Below are 17,901 nucleotides of genomic sequence, written 5' to 3'. Positions count from 1 at the left end.
CATAGGCCATAGAGAGGCATCACGCTAGTTCGCTCGCCAAACGATAACAATAAATTCTCGTTCTCGGACCCAACGGAACCCTACATGAATCCGACCGCTTTGCTTCCCATCCGCCGCGCCTTGATGAGCGTCTCTGATAAGACCGGCATCGTCGATTTTGCCCGCGCCTTGACCGAATGGGGCGTGGAAATTCTGTCCACCGGCGGCACCGCCAAGCTGTTGGCGGATCAAGGCGTCGCCGTCCGCGAAGTCGCCGATTACACCGGCTTCCCGGAAATGATGGACGGTCGCCTCAAAACCCTGCATCCGAAAATTCACGGCGGTTTGCTGGGGCGGCGCGGCGAAGATGAGGCGGCGATGGCGCGGCACGACATCCCGCCGATCGATCTGCTGGTGGTCAATCTTTATCCCTTCGAGGCCACGGTCGCCAAACCGAACTGCGTGCTGGCCGACGCCATTGAAAACATCGACATCGGCGGGCCGGCAATGCTGCGGGCGGCGGCCAAGAATCACGCGGCGGTCACGGTGATTACCGATGCCAGCGATTACCAGCGGGTGCTGGCTGAAATGCAAGCCAACAATGGCGCGGTGAGCGCGGCCACCCGCTTCGATCTGGCGGTTAAGGTGTTCGAGCACACCGGCCGCTACGACGGGGCCATCGCCAATTACTTGGGATCGATCAAGAGCGAAGGAGCGCGTGACCCGTTTCCCCGCACGTACAGCACGCAATTTCGCAAGGCGCAAGAGATGCGCTACGGCGAGAACCCCCATCAGGGCGCGGCGTTTTACGTCGAGCCGCAACCGGCGGAAGCCTGCATCGCCACCGCCAAACAACTTCAAGGCAAGGAACTGTCCTACAACAACGTCGCCGACACCGACGCCGCGCTGGAGTGCGTCAAGAGTTTCAGCGCCCCGGCCTGCGTGATCGTCAAGCACGCCAACCCCTGCGGGGTGGCGATCGGTTCCAACATTCTGGAAGCCTACGACCGGGCCTATAGAACCGATCCGACCTCGGCCTTCGGCGGCATCATCGCCTTCAACCGACCGCTGGATGGCGCGACCGCGAAAGCCATCGTGGACCGACAGTTCGTCGAGGTGATCATCGCCCCGGCAGTCACGCCGGAAGCGCTGGCGGCGACCGCCAGCAAACAAAACGTGCGGGTGCTGGCTTGCGGTCAATGGGACGCCCACCGCGCGCCGGGTTGGGACTACAAGCGCGTCACCGGCGGTTTGCTGGTGCAGGATCGGGATTTGGGCCAGGTGTCACGATCTGATTTGAAAGTAGTGACGAAACGCCAGCCCAGCGAGCAGGAAATGGTCGATTTGCAATTCGTCTGGCAGGTGGTGAAGTTCGTCAAATCCAACGCCATCGTCTACGGCCGGGACGGGATGATTCTCGGCGTTGGAGCCGGGCAGATGAGCCGGGTGTTTTCAGCGCGCATCGCCGCCATGAAAGCCGCCGAGGAGAACCTCGCTTTGCAAGGCGCGGCACTGGGCTCGGACGCCTTTTTCCCGTTCCGCGACGGCATCGACCTCGCCGCCGACTACGGCATCAGCGCCGTGATTCAGCCGGGTGGTTCCATGCGCGATAAAGAGGTGATCGCCGCCGCCGACGAGCGCGGCATGACCATGGTGTTTACCGGAATGCGGCATTTCCGGCACTGAGTTTTCATTCAGGAAAGGCGCACTAAGATCATGAATATCCTGATTGTCGGCGGCGGTGGCCGCGAACACGCGCTGGCTTGGAAGGTCGCGCGATCCAGCCGCGTCCGCAACGTCTACGTCGCGCCGGGCAATGCCGGCACCGCCCGCGAACCGAAAGCGACCAACATCGCCATCACCGCCGACAACCCGTCGGAGTTGCTCAAGTTCGCTCGAAGCCATCAGGTCGATCTCACCCTCATCGGGCCGGAAGTGCCGCTGGTGTTAGGAATTACCGATTTGTTCGCCAGCGCCGGCCTGCGCTGTTTCGGACCTTCCAAAGCAGCCGCGCAACTGGAAGGTTCTAAAACCTTCACCAAGGATTTTCTGGCCCGCCATCACATTCCCACCGCCCGCTATCAAAGTTTCACCGACCCCGATGCGGCGGAGGCGTTCATCGGCGAGATGGGCGCGCCGGTGGTGGTCAAGGCCGACGGATTGGCGGCCGGCAAAGGGGTGATTCTGGCGCAAAGCGAGTTGGAAGCCATCGCCGCCGTCCGTGGGATGCTGAGCGGCACGGACTTTGGCGAGGCCGGCCGGCGCGTGGTGGTCGAGGAGTTTCTGCACGGCGAGGAAGCCAGCTTCATCGTCATGACCGACGGCAAGCACATTCTGCCCTTTGCCTCCTCCCAGGATCACAAGGCGCGCGACGACGGCGACCGAGGCCCCAACACCGGCGGCATGGGCGCGTATTCACCCGCGCCGGTGGTGACGCCGGAACTGCACGACCGCATCATGGCCGACGTTATTGAGCCGACCGTGCGCGGCATGGCGGTGGAAGGTCATCGCTATGTCGGCTTTCTCTATGCGGGCCTGATGATCACCGCCGATGGCCCCAAGGTGCTGGAATACAACTGCCGGCTCGGCGATCCCGAAGCTCAGCCTTTAATCATGCGGTTGCGTTCCGATCTGGTGGGCTTGTGCGAAGCGGCGCTGGACGGACGGTTGGACCAGGTTGAGGCGGATTGGGACCCGCGACCCGCGCTGGGCGTAGTGATGGTGGCCGCCGGTTATCCCGGTGCTTACCGCAAGGATGATGTCATCGAGGGACTGCCGCGCCACCGTGAAGAATTGGGCGATGGGGCGATGCTGTTTCATGCCGGGACGCTGGAGACCGAGAACGGTGCTGTCGTGACGCACGGCGGCCGGGTGCTGTGCGCGACCGCGCTCGGGGATACGGTGGCCGCCGCGCAACACTCGGCGTATAGCCTGGCCAAGCGGGTGCATTGGGAAGGTGCTTATTATCGCACCGACATCGGCTATCGAGCCATCGCCCGAGAGCAGGGGGACTAAATATGGCCATAGCCACGCCAGCCGCTCAGACAAAATCGTTGGAACTGGTCTGCCCCGCCGGCAATCTGCCTTCCCTGAAAACGGCCGTGGACAACGGGGCCGATTCGGTTTATCTCGGCTTTCGGGACGACACCAACGCCCGCCATTTTCCCGGTCTGAACTTCGATGCCAAAACGGCGGCGCAGGGTATCCACTACGCGCACGCCAAAGGGCGGCGGGTGTTCGTCGCCCTTAACACTTTCCCGCAACCGGCGGGTTGGGAGCGCTGGCAACGGGCGGTTGATCGAGCGGCGGAACTCGGCGCGGACGCCATCATCGCCGCCGATATCAGCGTGTTGGATTACGCCTGCCGCACCTATCCTGCGTTGCCGCTGCATCTGTCGGTACAAGGTTCCGCCACCAATTACGAGGCGATCCGCTTCTATCACGAGCATTTCGGCATTCGCCGGGTGGTGTTGCCGCGCGTGCTCTCGCTGCCGCAAGTAAAACACGTTTTGGAGAACAGCCCGGTGGCTATCGAAGTGTTCGGCTTCGGCGGGCTGTGCATCATGGTGGAAGGGCGTTGTTTGCTGTCGTCCTACGTCACCGGCGAGTCGCCCAACATGTGCGGGGTCTGTTCCCCGGCTGAGGCGGTGCGCTGGGAGGAGACGCCACACGGTCTGGAAACCCGCTTGGGTGGATTGCTGATCGACCGTTATGCTCCCGGCGAACCGGCGGGTTACCCAACCCTGTGCAAGGGTCGGTTCAAAGTGGCGGAAAATACCTATTATGCCATTGAGGAGCCGACCAGTCTCAATACCTTGGAACTGTTGCCCGATCTGCTCGAGATGGGCATTGCCGCCGTCAAGATCGAAGGCCGCCAGCGCAGTCCGGCCTATGTCACCCAAGTCACCAAGGTCTGGCGGGCGGCCATCGATGCGTGCCAGCGCAACCCGACCGCTTACGCGCCGAAACCGGAATGGCTGCGCGAGCTCGGTAAGGTATCGGAAGGCCATCAGACCACGCTGGGCGCTTATCATCGGACTTGGCAGTGAGGCGGGGACCATGAGCGAATACCCTCAAAAACTGGCATTGGGACCGGTGTTGTATTACTGGCCCAAGGCGATGTTGCTCGATTTTTACGAGCGGATGAGCGCCACGCCGGTGGACATCGTCTACCTCGGCGAAACGGTGTGCGCCAAACGCCACGCGCTGAATACCGGCGACTGGTTGGAGTTGGCCGAGCGGCTGCGCGCCGCCGGCAAGGAGGTGGTGCTGTCCACCATGGCATTGCTGGAGGCCGAATCGGAACTCAAGACGCTCCGCCGTTTGTGTGAAAACGGTCGGTTTACGGTCGAAGCCAACGACATGGGCGCGGTGCGCTTGTTGTCCGAGCGGAAAACGCCGTTCGTGCTGGGCACCGGGATCAACGTTTACAGCGACCGGACCTTGCGTTTTCTGGCGGGATTGGGTGCGAAGCGTTGGGTGATGCCGGTTGAATTGTCGCGGCATAGCTTGGCGTCGGTTCAAGAGGGGCGGCCGGCAAACGTGGAAACCGAGGTCTTTGTTTACGGTCGGCTGCCGTTGGCGTACTCCGCTCGCTGCTTCACCGCCCGGCATCACAATTTACCCAAGGACGATTGCCAGTATCGCTGTCTCGATGACCCGGAAGGATTGATTTTAAGCACCCGTGAGGGACAGGCGTTTTTGGCCATTAACGGCATTCAGACCCAATCGGCGCAGACTTGCAATTTGTTGCCAGAACTGGCGGAGTTGCGAGAATTGAAGGTGGATGTGCTCCGCGTCAGCCCCCGACCCGAGGGGATGGAGGCGGTGATTGACGCCTTCGCCGCTGGCTTGCGCGGGGAGCGCGATCCGCTGGAGGGCGCGCGGGCGCTGAATGCGGATTTACCGTTGGGTGCGTGCAACGGTTATTGGCGGGGACAGCCGGGGCTCACCCAGAATGCGGCAATGGCTTCAGGGTATTGAAGGGCGCGGTAGGGTTCAGTGGGCTGTGGAGGTGAGTGACATGTTTGAGAAAAGGTAGCTTTGTTGTTCTTTTTGTGGAAGAAATGCAGCCGAAGTCTCCAAGTTGGTCGCTGGTCCACGAGTTTATATTTGTGATCGATGCGTGCTATTGGCCAGTCAGATTATGGGAGGTGATTCCGATAACGGCTCCCGACCAGCGGTTCGCGGCGCCTCGGTTTGGAACAGGCTCGTGGCGCGTGCCCGGCAAGTTTGGGATTGGAGTGAATCCCGGCTTCTCAACGCCTGAATCGCTCGTAAGCCCCCATCAAGCCATCAGCGGCGCGCAGCAATGGCGGCGCCCACCCGCTGATGGCTTCAAGATCTACCCCATCCAGCCAATTTTTGAGTTCCAGCCCTAGGGCGGTATCGCCTGCCATGACGACGCGCCGGTTGAAGAACAGCGTGTCGGAGTCTTCGCGCCGGGTCGCCAGCGCCAGAAAATCGTAGGCCGTGCCACTGATGGTCAAATCCGGTGGTCGGTCGGTGCGACAGGCGACGAAACCGGCGGGGCCGGCGTAACGAAACCGATAGTTCGCTTGGGCGTCGCGCACCTGAATGGCCAAAACCCGGTCGCGCAAAAACTCAAACTCGCCCTCGCGAATGCTATCGGCGAAAAGCGCGTTCAAAGCGGTAGCCAACACGGTCGAATGAATCGGGCCGGGAATCTTCGAAAAAGGCCAAGCCAGGAATGCGGGTATCAGCGGGCGACGCGGAGCTTGCGAGCGGGTGGCGGTATCGGCGGGAGCATTCATGGAGATGGGAGCTGCGTTCGGTAAAGAGCGGTGCGGTCTCAGCGCTTCATAGCCTCGAAAAATTCCCGGTTGGTTTTATTGGCCTTCAAGCGTTCCAACATGAATTCCATCGCTTGTAGCTCGTCCATCGGGTGCAGCAGCTTGCGCAAGATCCACATCTTCTGCAAATCGTCCGGGTCGGTCAGCAGCTCCTCGCGGCGGGTGCCGGAGCGGTTGATATCAATGGCCGGAAACACCCGCTTCTCGGAAATCCGCCGGTCGAGATGGATTTCCATGTTGCCGGTGCCTTTGAATTCCTCGTAAATCACGTCGTCCATCCGCGAGCCGGTATCGATCAAGGTAGTGGCGATGATGGTCAGCGAGCCGCCTTCCTCGATGTTGCGCGCCGCGCCGAAGAAGCGCTTCGGCTTTTGCAGGGCGTTGGCGTCGACGCCGCCGGTCAACACCTTGCCCGACGCCGGCACCACGGTGTTGTAGGCGCGCGCCAGCCGGGTGATGGAATCCAGCAGGATCACCACGTCGCGCTTGTGCTCGACCAGGCGCTTGGCTTTATCGTTGACCATTTCAGCCACTTGAACGTGACGGGTGGCCGGCTCGTCGAAGGTGCTGGCGATCACCTCGCCGCGCACCGAACGCTGCATCTCGGTGACTTCCTCCGGTCGCTCGTCGATCAGCAGCACGATCAGATAGCACTCGGGATGGTTGGTGGCGATGCTTTGAGCGATATTTTGCAACATCATGGTCTTGCCGGCCTTGGGCGGTGAGACGATCAAACCGCGCTGGCCCTTGCCGATCGGCGCGATCAAGTCGATCACCCGCGCCGTGATGTCCTCGGTGCTGCCGTTGCCGCGCTCCAGCGTCAGCCGCTCGTCGGCGTGCAAAGGGGTCAGATTTTCGAACAGCACCTTGTTTTTGGAGGCTTCCGGCGGCTCGAAATTGATGTCGCCGACCTTGAGCAAGGCGAAGTAGCGTTCGCCCTCCTTGGGTGGGCGGATCTTGCCGCTCACCGTATCGCCGGTGCGCAAATTGAACCGGCGGATCTGGCTGGGCGAGACGTAAATATCGTCGGGACCGGCCAGATAAGAACTGTCGGCCGAGCGCAGAAAGCCGAAGCCGTCCTGTAATATTTCCAGCACGCCATCGCCCGAAATGTCTTCGCCGCTCTTGGCCAACGCCTTGAGGATCGCGAAGATCACATCCTGTTTGCGAGACCGCGCCATGCCTTCGAGTTTGAGTTCCTGTGCGATGGCGATCAGGTCGGCGGCTGATTTCTTTTTAAGTTCGGTCAAATTCATGGAAGCTACGTGCTCGAAGCGGCCGGCGCTTGAAATGAGCCGGTAACAAAGGATTTAGGAGTCGCGTCGCGGAAGAGGCCGGATGCGGAGTGGTGTAGGGCGTAAGGCGTGCTGGCTGAGATGGTGAGGCGGCGTGCTGGTTAAGCTAGCACGCCTGCGAAACGGCGTCTACCCTTGGAGAGCGCCTTAGGGATTTTCAACGCAAGCTGCTGTCGAGAAAGGCGACTAACTGCGACTTGGACAAGGCCCCGACCTTGGTGGCTTCGACGTTGCCGTTGCGGAACAGCATCAAGGTCGGAATGCCTCGAATGCCGTATTTGGGGGGCGTATTCTGGTTCTCGTCCACGTTCAGCTTGCAGATTTTGACGCGATCCTCGTATTGTCCGGCGATTTCGTCCAGGATGGGCGCGATCATCCGGCAGGGGCCGCACCATTCAGCCCAGTAATCCACCAGGACCGGCTTGTCGGCCTTGAGAACTTCGGCTTCGAAAGAGTCATCGGTGATATGTACGATTCGCTCGCTCATGGGATGGCGTTCTCCAATTTAAAAAAGTGGGCGCTGTAGTGTCCTGAGGCGGTTTTGCAGCGTGAGTATCAGAGAGGTGGGGTTTGCTGAGGTGAATTTCAAGAAGCTCACCGCATCAGCCAACCGCAAAAAACGGCGCTTAGCGTTCGATGGGGGATATTGTGGCAAAATATTTAACCGGGGGACAAATTTCTTTCTGTTTCGAACGGATCGAGCCGGGCATCGTTATCGGTTCCTCTGGCCCTGCTTACTCGGGATTGTTACTCACTCATGCAAAAAGACCATTTGACTGCTGTCCTGTTTTCCTCGCTCGGTTTGACCGATTCGCTGTTGGAAAGCCTGGAAGACGCCGGTTTCAGCCATTGTACGCCGATTCAGGCCGCCACGCTGCCGCTGGCGCTCAAAGGCCGGGATATCGCCGGCCAGGCCCAAACCGGCACCGGTAAGACCGCCGCGTTTCTGCTGGCCACCCTCCATCACCTGATGGAGACGCCGGCCCCCGAGGATGCGTTCGGCCCGTGGGCGATCATGCTCGCGCCGACTCGCGAGCTGGCGGTGCAAATCCATCGCGACGCCGAACTGATCGGGCGCTATACCGGCCTCAAATTTGCCGCGGTGTACGGCGGAACGGGTTACGACAGCCAGCGCCGCCAGCTGGAAAGAGGGGTGGACGTGCTGATCGGCACCCCCGGCCGGCTGATCGATTATTTCAAACAGGGCGTGTACAAGCTGTCCGATATCGAAGTGGTGGTGCTGGATGAAGCCGACCGGATGTTCGATCTCGGTTTCATCGCCGACATCCGCTATTTGCTGCGCAAGATGCCGCCGGCCGGCCAGCGCATCAACATGCTGTTTTCAGCGACCTTGAGCAACCGGGTCATGGAATTGGCCTACGAGCACATGAACAACCCGCAGGTCATTCGGATCGAGGCCGACCATGTAACCGCCGACAAGGTGCGCCAGTCGCTCTATCACGTCTCGGCCCATGACAAAATTTCCCTGCTGCTGGGCGTGCTGCGCCAGCAGGACCCCAAGCGCACCATGGTTTTCGTCAACACCAAGCGGGCGGCGGATCGCGTCACCGGCTATCTGCTGGGCAACGGCTACGAGGCCGAAGTCCTATCGGGCGATATCCCGCAGAACAAGCGGCTGCGACTGTTGGAGTCGTTCCAGCGCGGCGAATTGCCGATTCTGGTGGCGACCGACGTGGCGGCGCGCGGCCTGCACATTCCCGACGTGACCCACGTCATCAACTTCGATTTGCCGCAGGATCAAGAGGATTACGTGCACCGGATCGGGCGGACCGCCCGCATCGGTGCCAGCGGCGACGCCATCAGTTTCGCCTGCGAGGAGTACGTTTATTCGCTGCCGGAGATCGAGGATTTCATCGGTCAGAAGATTGAGGTGCTGCCAATCACCGAAGACTTGTTGATTGAGTACAAGCCGCCCAAGCGCCTGGAACGCCGCCCCCCCGCGTCGGGAGGCGAGCATCGCCCGCGCGGCCGCGCGCCCCACCGCCGGCCGGCCAACCGCCACTGAGCGGTCGGTGGTGAGCGAGCCGCTCGTGACGGAGCGTTCACCGTGCCGGGGCGGCGCGGCCAGCGGCCATCCGGCGGTCACCGCCGCCGCCTGCGACATGCTGCGCGCGGGCGGCAACGCCTTTGATGCGACGATAGCCGCCGGATTTGCCGCCGCCGTGGCGGAACCGGCGCTGACCAGCTTGGGCGGCGGCGGTTTTCTGTTGGCGCGGCCCGCGCACAGCCAGCCCGTGGTCTTCGACTTTTTCGTGGATACGCCGGGGCAGGGCTTGCAGGCCGGCGAATTGGAACCACACTTCATGCCGGTCACGGTCCGCTTTCCCAGCAGCGAACAACTCTTCAACGTCGGCATGGGATCGGTGGCGGTGCCGGGCGCGCTCAAGGGCTATCTGCACGCGCATCGCCGGCTGGGCCGGCTGCCGCTGCGGGATGTGTTGGCGCCGGCCATTCATTTGGCTCGCGAAGGGCTTACCGTCAATGCCAAGCAGGCCTATTTCCTGGAACTGTTGGTGCCGATCATGACCCTGAGCGCCGCCGGCCGCGCCTTGTTTCAGCCGGCGGGGCGGTATCTGCGCGAGGGCGACCTGTTCCGCAACCCGGAGCTGGCGGCTTTTCTGGAAACCGTGCCGCGCGACGGCGAGCGGGAGTTTTACCAAGGCGAATGGGCCGCACGCACGGCCCGCGCCATGCGGGAGGGCGCGGGTTTGTTGACCGCTGCCGATCTGGCGGCCTATCGGGTCATCGAACGTGAGCCGCTGGCGGTGGATTATCGCGGCTATCGCGTGCTGACCAACCCGCCACCGTCGTTCGGTGGGGCGTTGATCGGCCTGTCGCTGCGTTTGTTGGAGTCGTGCGAGCCAGCCTCACTGGGTTTTGGTTCGCCGGGCCATCTGGCCTTGCTGGCGGCGGCGATGCGGGAGGTGGATCGCCGCCGCGCCGAGGGTTATCTCAGCCCGGTCGATCTCAGCGAGTCCGAGCTGCTCGAAAGCCAGGGCCGAACCCGCGCGGCCTGCGGGGGCACCACGCACATCAGCGTCTGTGACGCCGACGGCAACGCGGCCAGCATGACCACCTCCAACGGCGAAGGCTCCGGCTGCTTCGTCGCGGGGACCGGCATCATGCTCAACAACATGATGGGTGAGGACGACCTGCACCCCGAGGGTTTTCACGCCAGTCCGCCCGGAATGCGGGTGGCCTCGATGATGGCGCCCTCGCTGCTGCTGGCCGGGGACCGGGTGCGGCTGGTGTTGGGCAGCGGCGGCAGCAAGCGCATCCGCTCCGCCCTGGTGCAGGTGATCAGTAACGTGGTCGATTTCGGTTTCGAACCGCGCGCCGCGGTGGAAGCGCCGCGGGTGCATTGGGACGGCGAACGGCTCCAGGTGGAGCCCGGTTTTACCGGTGAAGCATTGACCGCCTTGGAGGGCCGTTGGCCGCTCAACCGCTGGACGGTGCGCGATCTTTACTTCGGCGGGGTCCACGCTATCGCGCCGGAGGGCGACGGCGCGGGCGATCCTCGGCGCGGCGGCTGCGCGGCGGCGGTCGATTGATTTCGAAGGGGGTACTAGCGATGACGATCAGAAATAGAATCATCAACTTGAAGGATTTTTTATCGACTCTGGCCCGCCGGGACGGGTCGGACATTTACCTCAGCACCGGCGCGCCGCCCTGCGGTAAATTCCAAGGGGTGTTGAAAATGCTGGACAAGGAACCGTTGCCGCCGGGCCGGGTGAAACAGATCGCCTATTCGGTGATGGATGCGGCGCAAATCGCCGATTTCGAAAAGACCCTGGAGATGAATCTGGCGATCAGCGAGCCCAACGTCGGCCGGTTTCGGGTCAACATCTTCAAGCAACGCGGCGAAATCTCCATGGTGATCCGCAACATCAAGACCGACATTCCCAGCATCGAAGCGCTGGGGCTGCCGTCGGTGCTGACCCAAGTCATCATGGAAAAGCGCGGTTTGATCCTGTTCGTGGGCGGCACCGGTTCGGGTAAATCCACCTCGCTGGCCGCTTTGATCGATCACCGCAACGGCAATAGCGGCGGCCATATCATCACCGTTGAAGACCCGATCGAATTCGTGCACCGGCACAAGCGTTCCGTGATCAACCAGCGCGAAGTGGGCGTCGATACCCTAAGCTATGCGGACGCGCTCAAGAACACGCTGCGGCAAGCGCCGGACGTCATTCTGATCGGCGAAATTCGCGACCGAGAGACCATGGAGCACGCGCTGGCCTTCGCGGAAACCGGCCATCTGGCGATTTCCACCCTGCACGCCAACAGCGCCAATCAAGCGTTGGACCGCATCGTCAACTTCTTTCCCGAAGAGCGCCGGCCGCAGTTGCTGGCCGATCTGTCGGGCAACCTGCGCGCGTTCGTGTCGCAACGGCTGATTCCGACCGTGGACGGCAAGCGGGTGGCGGCCATCGAGGTGTTATTGAACTCGCCGATGGTCGAAGCGCTGATCAAGCGCGGCGAAGTGGGCGGCCTGAAGGAAATCATGGAAAAGTCGAGCGGGCTTGGGATGCAGACCTTCGATCAAGCGCTGTTCGCGCTCCACCAAGCCGGCAAGATCAGTTTCGATGAAGCGATCAAGAACGCCGATTCCGCCAATAATCTACGGCTGCGGATCAACCTGTCCGGCGGCGCGAAGGCCGTCGAGCGGCCGGGCAGTTCGGGCTTGGCGCTGGAAGCCATCGAAGAACCGGAAGAGGAAGAAAAACCGGCGTCCGCGACCAACCTACGGCCGCAGTCGCGTCCGAGTGGAGCTTGACCGTGACCGATACGGCTTCGAATCAGGTCTTGCGGGTGGCGGACGGCGTTCGGGGGTTGATCTTCGATTGCGACGGGACGTTGGTCGATACCTTGCCCTTGCATTATGCTGCCTGGAAAGAGACCTTCGCGGTGTTGGGCCTGCCTTGTCCGCTGGAGTTTCTGATCGAACACAACGGCAAGCCCACCGACCAGATCGTCCGCTTGTACAACGCCCGATTTGACCGGCGCATCGCTATCGATCGGTTTACGGCCGACAAGGAACGGCGCACGCACGCCCTGCTGGGGCAAGCACGTCCCTTGGAACCGGTGGCGACATTGGCGCGACGCTATCACGGTCGCTTGCCGATGGCGGTGGTGTCCGGCAGCAATCGTCCCAACGTGGAGCTGGCGTTGCGGGCCGCCGGATTGAACCCCCTGTTTCCGGTGGTGCTGACCGCCGACGATGGCCTGCCACCCAAACCCGCGCCGGCGCTTTTTTTGGAGGCCGCCCACCGCTTGGGGGTGGAAGCCCGCGATTGTCAGGTGTTTGAGGATGCCGATTCCGGGCTGGAAGCGGCCCGCCGCGCCGGCATGAAGGCGACCGACGTGCGCCCCTTCGGCGGGGGCTACGCGCCTGCGGTGGGAGAGTCAGACGGCTAGCTTTTGCCGTGGAGAACGGCCAGAAAGTTCTTGCGAAAAGCCGCTAACGAAAGGGTTTCGCGCCGCGCGGAACTCGGATCGTATAACTCGATCCGGGTTCCTCTCATTCCGAGCACGGCGAAACCGTGCCACGCCGTCACATCGGCGGCTTCCTCTTTCGACGCGGCGATCGTCGGTACTCTCCGAGCGTTTCCGGCGGCTTCCTGAATCTTTGAGTCCGGCGTCTGACCGGTCACCGCGAAACCGTCCGGGCTAGAGCCGACCACGACCTCCCAAACGGCGTTGGCGGTGAGTTTGCTAGGATCGTCGAGTTCGTTGTAGCTGCCGACCTTTTCCGCGAAAGCCCGTTCGATCAAACAAGGCCAAAGCGCTTGATTGGGTGAGGTCATATAGATCGGGTTCGGGTCCCTGGCTTCATCGGTATACAGCACGCTGCTGACGTCAAAAGACTGGCTTTTCAGCCTGACCGTAAAATAACGGCCGGTGATGATCCTATCGATCTTTTCCGCGAGTTGGTCGGCCACGCCCGATAAGTCCGTTTCGACGGTGGCCTTGTGTTCGGTGATGAGGCTTAGCAGATGCCGTTGGCCGGTCGCGGTGAAGGCGAGCGCCGCCAGCAGCGAGGCGAGCGGGCAGTTGGCGAGAGAACCTTGTTTCACATCCTCCAGCGCCGGCGTCCCTTTGCTGGTAAAGAGGGTCCATTTCACGTTGCGCGCGAGCTTGGTGATATCGTCCGAGGCGGGTGGCGGCATCCTGAATTGTTTTGCCGAGCCGGGGAGCTTGGCGAGGCCGGCGCTCTGGGCGGGCGCCAAGTAGACCCCCGGCGTAAAACCGAGCGGGCCCGGCAGCTGACCCCCGCTAGCACCAGAGGTGGCGCCGAGCGGTCCAGGGGCGCGGGACCGCGGTGGCAGATCGACCATGAGGACCTCCTAAGCGGCTGCTTTGATCCCGTTAGCTCGCAAGAGCGGTTCGATACGCGGCTCCCGGCCGCGAAACTCGACGAAACTGGCCAAGGCCGGGCGCGAGCCGCCGACGGCCAGAATGCTGTCGCGGAAACGCGCGCCGGTGGCGGCGTCGAAGAGGCCGTTTTCTTCAAAGGCGCTGAAGGCATCGGCCGATAAGACTTCCGCCCATTTATAACTGTAGTAGCCCGCCGCGTAACCGCCGGAGAAGATGTGCGTGAAGGCGTTGGGAAAACGGTTGTGGCTGGGGGGGATGATCACCGCGACCTGCCGGCGCACCGCATCGAGCAGCTCCAGCACCCGGCCGCCGCGCGCCGGGTCGAATTCCCGGTGCAGGCGGAAATCGAACAGCCCGAATTCCAGCTGTCGGACCATGAGGATGCCCGCCTGAAAGGTCTTGGCCGCCTGCATTCGCTGGTACAGCGCTTCCGGCAGCGGCTCGCCGGTCTGGTAGTGGCCCGCCAGCAGCGCCAATGCCTCGCGCGACCAGCACCAGTTTTCCAAAAACTGGCTCGGCAGCTCCACCGCATCCCATTCCACGCCGTGGATGCCGGTGACCGGCAAGTAATCGATTTTGCTCAGCAGATGATGCAAGCCGTGCCCGAACTCGTGGAACATGGTCACCACGTCGCCGTGGGTCAGCAGCGCCGGATCATCGCCCACCGGCGGGGTGAAATTGCACACCAGATAGGCCGCCGGTAGCCGTACCCGGCCGTCGATCACCCGCCGCGCCAGACAGCCGTCCATCCAGGCGCCGCCGCGCTTGTGAGGGCGAGCGTACAAGTCCAGAAAAAACCGACCGCGCGGTTGTCCGCTCGAATCGGCGATTTCGTAAACTCGCACGTCGGGATGCCACACCTCGACGCCGTCCAGCAGGCGGATGGCGATGCCGAACAGTTTCTCCGCGACCGCGAACAAGCCCGGCAGCACGCGGGTGATTGGGAAGTAGGGCCGCAATTCTTCCTGCGACAGTTGATAGCGGTGCTGGCGCAGTTTCTCGGCGTAATAACCGATATCCCAAGCCTCCAACGCCTCGATTCCGAATTCAGCGCGGGCGAACTCCCGCAGCTCGGCCAATTCGCGCTGGGCCTGCGGCCGGGCGCGGCGGGCCAAGCCATCGAGGAACGCCAACACCTGGTCCGCAGAATCGGCCATCTTGGTCGCCAGCGAGTATTCGGAGTAATCCTGAAAGCCCAGAATCTGGGCCAACTCATGCCGCAGCGCCAGAAGGCGTTCCATGAGCGGGCCGTTGTCCCACCGACCGGCGTTCGGTCCCTGATTCGAGGCGCGGGTACAGAAAGCCTCATACAATTCGCGCCGTAGTTCGCGGTCGTCGGCGTAGTTGAGCACGGGTAGATAGGAGGGTAGTTCCAGGGTCAGCAACCAGCCCTCAAGCGCTCGCTGTCGGGCGGTTTGACGGGTCAGCGCCCGCGCCGACTCCGGGAGGCCGGCCAGTTGCGTTTCGTCGGTGACCTGCTTGGTCCAACCCTGGGTGGCATCAAGTACGTTTTCGGCGAACCTTGCGCTCAGTTGCGACAGTTCCTGCTGGATGTCCTTGTAGCGGGCTTGTTGTGCCGGCGCTAGGGCGATGCCGGACAGGCGAAAGTCGCGCAGGGCGTTGTCGATAACCTTGCGTTGGGCGGCGTCGAGCCGGGCATATTCCGATCCGTCGGCGATTTGCCGGTAGGCCTGGTAAAGCCCTTCATGCTGGCCGACTTCCGTGGCGTAGGCGCTGAGTTTCGGCAGGCAGGCGTTGTAAGCCGCGCGCAGCGCTTCAGAATCCAGCACCGCGTGCAAATGACTGACCGGCGACCATGCTTTATTCAAACGGTCTTCTAGCTCTTCCAGCGGTTGAATTAAATTGTTCCAGGTATAATAAGTACTGGCGGCCAGCAGATGTTCTATTTCAATACGGTTGTCGGCCAACACCCGATCAATGGTCGGTTCGATATGTTCGGATCGGATAGCGGCATAAGAAGGAAGGTCATCAGCATCGAGTAATGGATTGGCCATCGCGTGGGTCATTTAATAGCGTTGACATCATTTAATGTGCATAGAGTTCCAGATTTTTCCAATCCACGAGCGCGATTTTGGCCAGTGCGGCTTGAGTCCCTTGCTCAAGAAAAACGGGGTATATAGTTTGTCTTCTATCATGATATGTTTGGTCAGCCAGTCTCTGAGCAGGTGCATCAACTCCAGATCGACGGTTTCTCCTTTATTAAATTTTTCCTTTATTCCAAATACTTCTCTTTTTAATTGGCTATGATGCATCTGATGGGAATCAGCTTCTGGATAATTGAAGATGCGAAAAAGGCTTTCTTCGACCGAGAAATGAATGATAGTGTACTGGATCAGCTCATTTAAAATGCTTTCGATGACGGCGGGGTCTCCCTTATTGAGGATGGCCTCATTAAAAAGACAGTTCGTCAAGCCGGCAAGAACTTTGTGCTGTTCGTCGATTTCTTGAATTCCAACACTCAGTTCTTCCGACCACGCTAAAAACTCTCGCGACATACTGGGTTTTCTCCAAATTTTGAATGGGTATTGGGCTTGGGCGGATGTTGAACGAGAAACTCGGACGTTTGGGATGCGTTAGCTATTGCCCGATCCTTAGCAAGGACAGCCGCTGGTAATATCGTCCGTCTGAGAAAATGCAGAGGGGGAATGGCAGCCACCATTAGACCACTCGAAAGTAGCCTTTTCAAGCTTACACCCCGAACAGAGATCGACAGTGTTTCGGCTCAAGGTGGTACGGATTGGATTCGCCGTCGAAACACTGACGGAGCAGGTGATTCAAAAAATCGGTCAAAACTGGGAGGTTTTTTAGCTTTTCGGCCACAAAATCATCTGTGTGCAGCGAAACAGCGCGATCTTGTGGCCCGTTGCTTCATCGGTCACGATGGCATCCCAGACCTGGGTATTCCGTCCCAAATGTTGAGCGCTCGCCACACACGCGATGGCGCCCTCCTCAATCGTCCCCACATGATTGCTCTTCAGATTGTTCGGCGCGAAATGCAGCTTTTGCACCGGCATTCGACCGGTCAGCGAATTGGCCGACAGCGCGATGATCTTGATGCCTAGATAACCGGGCAAATATTCGGCGCCACGCTCGTTAAGTAAGGCAATCGAAATTTCGGGACGCAACTCGCTCATTGCTGGTGCTCCTTACGCCAAGGCGCTCAAGATGGTGCTCACGCAGCCGCCACGGCTCTGACGACGGGCGCTTCCCGAATCGGCAGATTCACGACGGCGGCCAGCGCGGCCAGCGCCATGTCGGCGTACCACATCCAACTGAAATCGCCGAACCGGGTAATCGCCAAGCCGCCCAGATAAGCGCCCAGGAAGCCGCCGGTCTGGTGCGAGAGGAGGGTCAGGCCGAACAGGGTCGCCAGATAGCGCACGCCGAACAGTTTGCCGACGATGGCGGCGGTCGGCGGGACCGTCGCCAGCCAAGTAAAACCCAGGCCGACCGCAAACAGGTAATAGACCGGTTCGGTCTTCGGCATCATCAGATACCAAGCGATCAACAGCGCGCGTGAACCATACATCATCGCCAGAATCCATTTGCTGCGATAGCGGGACACGCACCAGCCGGCAAACAGGCTGCCGAAAATATTGGAAAGACCGATGATCGCCAGCGACCAACTGGCGACGGAGGCCGGCAGCCCGCACAAGCTGACTTCGCCCGGCAAATGCGTCACCAAGAAGGCGATGTGGAAGCCGCAGGTGAAGAAGCCGGCGTGGAGGAGCAGATAGCTGGGATCGCGCAAAGAGCCGCTGACCGCTTTCAGCACGCCCGCATCTTGTTCGGGATGAACCGGCGTTTTTGTCGATCGGGTCAGCGTGGCGACCAGCGGTAGCGCAGCCAGGGTCATCGCCGCCATCGACCACAGGGCGCCGGTCCAGCCCAACCCCTGAATCAGCTTTTGCGCGATCGGCGCGAACACGAACTGACCGAACGAACCGCCAGCGTTGATGACGCCCGAGGCGGCGCCGCGCGCCTCCAGCGGCAAGCGTTGGGCCGCCGCGCCGATCAGCACGGAAAAGCTTCCGGCCCCGGAGCCGATGGCCGACAGCAGGCCGAGGGAGGCGATCAGCCCGAAGCCCGATTGCATGAACGGCGTGATGGCGCTGCCGAGCGCCATGACCAGCAGGCCGCCGATCAGCACGGCGCGCGGGCCGAAGCGATCGGCGACCGCGCCGGCGACGGGTTGGATCGCGCCCCAAGTGAATTGGCCGATGGCAAGCGCCAGGCTGATCGTCGTGATTCCCAAACCGGTCGCGGTATTAATGGGGCTGACGAACAGTCCCAGCGATTGGCGAACGCCCATGGTGACCATCAGGATGCCGGCGGCGGCCAGCGTGATGATGAGCGCGTCGGATTTGCGTAGCGCCTGAAACATAGCGGCCGTT

17 protein-coding genes are annotated in these 17,901 nt (G+C 61.4%); 9 read left to right on the top strand and 8 right to left on the bottom strand.

Annotation, left to right across the window (positions count from 1 at the left end; translation table 11 throughout):
- Nucleotides 1-99 precede the first annotated feature (99 nt).
- The 5 genes from purH to IPK09_07360 all read left to right on the top strand — a co-directional run bounded on the left by purH (nucleotide 100) and on the right by IPK09_07360 (nucleotide 5,248).
- The gene (gene purH / locus IPK09_07380; protein ID MBK7983436.1) at nucleotides 100-1,665 is read left to right on the top strand and encodes a bifunctional phosphoribosylaminoimidazolecarboxamide formyltransferase/IMP cyclohydrolase; all 1,566 of its coding nucleotides are present in this window, start codon (nucleotides 100-102) and stop codon (nucleotides 1,663-1,665) included.
- A 30-nt stretch (nucleotides 1,666-1,695) separates the two neighbouring features.
- Complete coding sequence (purD, locus tag IPK09_07375) at nucleotides 1,696-2,994, top strand: phosphoribosylamine--glycine ligase (GenBank protein MBK7983435.1); 1,299 nt, start codon at nucleotides 1,696-1,698, stop codon at nucleotides 2,992-2,994.
- A 2-nt stretch (nucleotides 2,995-2,996) separates the two neighbouring features.
- Nucleotides 2,997-4,028, top strand: coding sequence for a U32 family peptidase (locus IPK09_07370; protein ID MBK7983434.1), 1,032 nt, complete (start codon nucleotides 2,997-2,999; stop codon nucleotides 4,026-4,028).
- Between the two features lie 10 nt (nucleotides 4,029-4,038).
- Nucleotides 4,039-4,962, top strand: a complete 924-nt coding sequence (locus IPK09_07365) for a U32 family peptidase (protein ID MBK7983433.1) — start codon at nucleotides 4,039-4,041, stop codon at nucleotides 4,960-4,962.
- A 103-nt stretch (nucleotides 4,963-5,065) separates the two neighbouring features.
- Nucleotides 5,066-5,248, top strand: a complete 183-nt coding sequence (locus tag IPK09_07360) for a ClpX C4-type zinc finger protein (GenBank protein ID MBK7983432.1) — start codon at nucleotides 5,066-5,068, stop codon at nucleotides 5,246-5,248.
- On the opposite strand, the gene IPK09_07355 is transcribed toward IPK09_07360, so the two are convergent.
- The 3 genes from IPK09_07355 to trxA form a co-directional block, all read right to left on the bottom strand.
- On the bottom strand, nucleotides 5,238-5,753 hold the full coding sequence (locus IPK09_07355) for an SCP2 sterol-binding domain-containing protein (GenBank protein ID MBK7983431.1): 516 nt from the start codon (nucleotides 5,751-5,753) through the stop codon (nucleotides 5,238-5,240). The genes IPK09_07360 and IPK09_07355 overlap by 11 nt on opposite strands.
- A gap of 38 nt (nucleotides 5,754-5,791) precedes the next feature.
- Nucleotides 5,792-7,048: a transcription termination factor Rho gene (gene rho / locus IPK09_07350; protein ID MBK7983430.1), complete on the bottom strand. Its 1,257-nt coding sequence runs from the start codon at nucleotides 7,046-7,048 to the stop codon at nucleotides 5,792-5,794.
- 196 nt (nucleotides 7,049-7,244) lie between these two features.
- Nucleotides 7,245-7,574, bottom strand: coding sequence for a thioredoxin TrxA (gene trxA, locus IPK09_07345; GenBank protein ID MBK7983429.1), 330 nt, complete (start codon nucleotides 7,572-7,574; stop codon nucleotides 7,245-7,247).
- 270 nt (nucleotides 7,575-7,844) lie between these two features.
- On the opposite strand from trxA, the gene IPK09_07340 reads away from it, so the two are divergent.
- The 4 genes from IPK09_07340 (at nucleotide 7,845) to IPK09_07325 (ending at nucleotide 12,526) form a co-directional block, all read left to right on the top strand.
- Nucleotides 7,845-9,113, top strand: a complete 1,269-nt coding sequence (locus IPK09_07340; protein MBK7983428.1) for a DEAD/DEAH box helicase — start codon at nucleotides 7,845-7,847, stop codon at nucleotides 9,111-9,113.
- 97 nt (nucleotides 9,114-9,210) lie between these two features.
- Nucleotides 9,211-10,659, top strand: coding sequence for a gamma-glutamyltransferase (locus IPK09_07335; protein MBK7983427.1), 1,449 nt, complete (start codon nucleotides 9,211-9,213; stop codon nucleotides 10,657-10,659).
- Nucleotides 10,660-10,700: 41 nt separating this feature from the next.
- Nucleotides 10,701-11,885 carry a PilT/PilU family type 4a pilus ATPase gene (locus IPK09_07330; GenBank protein MBK7983426.1) on the top strand — a complete coding sequence of 395 codons (1,185 nt, stop codon included), beginning with the start codon at nucleotides 10,701-10,703 and terminating at the stop codon, nucleotides 11,883-11,885.
- Between the two features lie 2 nt (nucleotides 11,886-11,887).
- Nucleotides 11,888-12,526, top strand: a complete 639-nt coding sequence (locus IPK09_07325; protein MBK7983425.1) for an HAD family phosphatase — start codon at nucleotides 11,888-11,890, stop codon at nucleotides 12,524-12,526.
- Here the strand turns inward: IPK09_07325 and IPK09_07320 are convergent.
- The 5 genes from IPK09_07320 to IPK09_07300 all read right to left on the bottom strand — a co-directional run bounded on the left by IPK09_07320 (nucleotide 12,523) and on the right by IPK09_07300 (nucleotide 17,891).
- Nucleotides 12,523-13,446, bottom strand: coding sequence for a hypothetical protein (locus IPK09_07320; GenBank protein ID MBK7983424.1), 924 nt, complete (start codon nucleotides 13,444-13,446; stop codon nucleotides 12,523-12,525). The genes IPK09_07325 and IPK09_07320 overlap by 4 nt on opposite strands.
- Before the next feature lie 9 nt (nucleotides 13,447-13,455).
- On the bottom strand, nucleotides 13,456-15,501 hold the full coding sequence (gene prlC, locus IPK09_07315; protein MBK7983423.1) for an oligopeptidase A: 2,046 nt from the start codon (nucleotides 15,499-15,501) through the stop codon (nucleotides 13,456-13,458).
- 27 nt (nucleotides 15,502-15,528) lie between these two features.
- The gene (locus IPK09_07310; protein ID MBK7983422.1) at nucleotides 15,529-16,002 is read right to left on the bottom strand and encodes a hemerythrin family protein; all 474 of its coding nucleotides are present in this window, start codon (nucleotides 16,000-16,002) and stop codon (nucleotides 15,529-15,531) included.
- A gap of 309 nt (nucleotides 16,003-16,311) precedes the next feature.
- Nucleotides 16,312-16,641, bottom strand: a complete 330-nt coding sequence (locus tag IPK09_07305) for a PaaI family thioesterase (protein MBK7983421.1) — start codon at nucleotides 16,639-16,641, stop codon at nucleotides 16,312-16,314.
- 38 nt (nucleotides 16,642-16,679) lie between these two features.
- The gene (locus IPK09_07300) at nucleotides 16,680-17,891 is read right to left on the bottom strand and encodes an MFS transporter (GenBank protein MBK7983420.1); all 1,212 of its coding nucleotides are present in this window, start codon (nucleotides 17,889-17,891) and stop codon (nucleotides 16,680-16,682) included.
- Nucleotides 17,892-17,901: the final 10 nt, after the last annotated feature.

The sequence above is a fragment of the Candidatus Competibacteraceae bacterium genome (assembly GCA_016713505.1).
Classification (GTDB): Bacteria; Pseudomonadota; Gammaproteobacteria; order Competibacterales; family Competibacteraceae; genus Competibacter_A.
The sequence above is the reverse complement of the archived record's forward strand: the minus strand, read 5'-3'. Positions and strand labels throughout refer to the sequence as shown.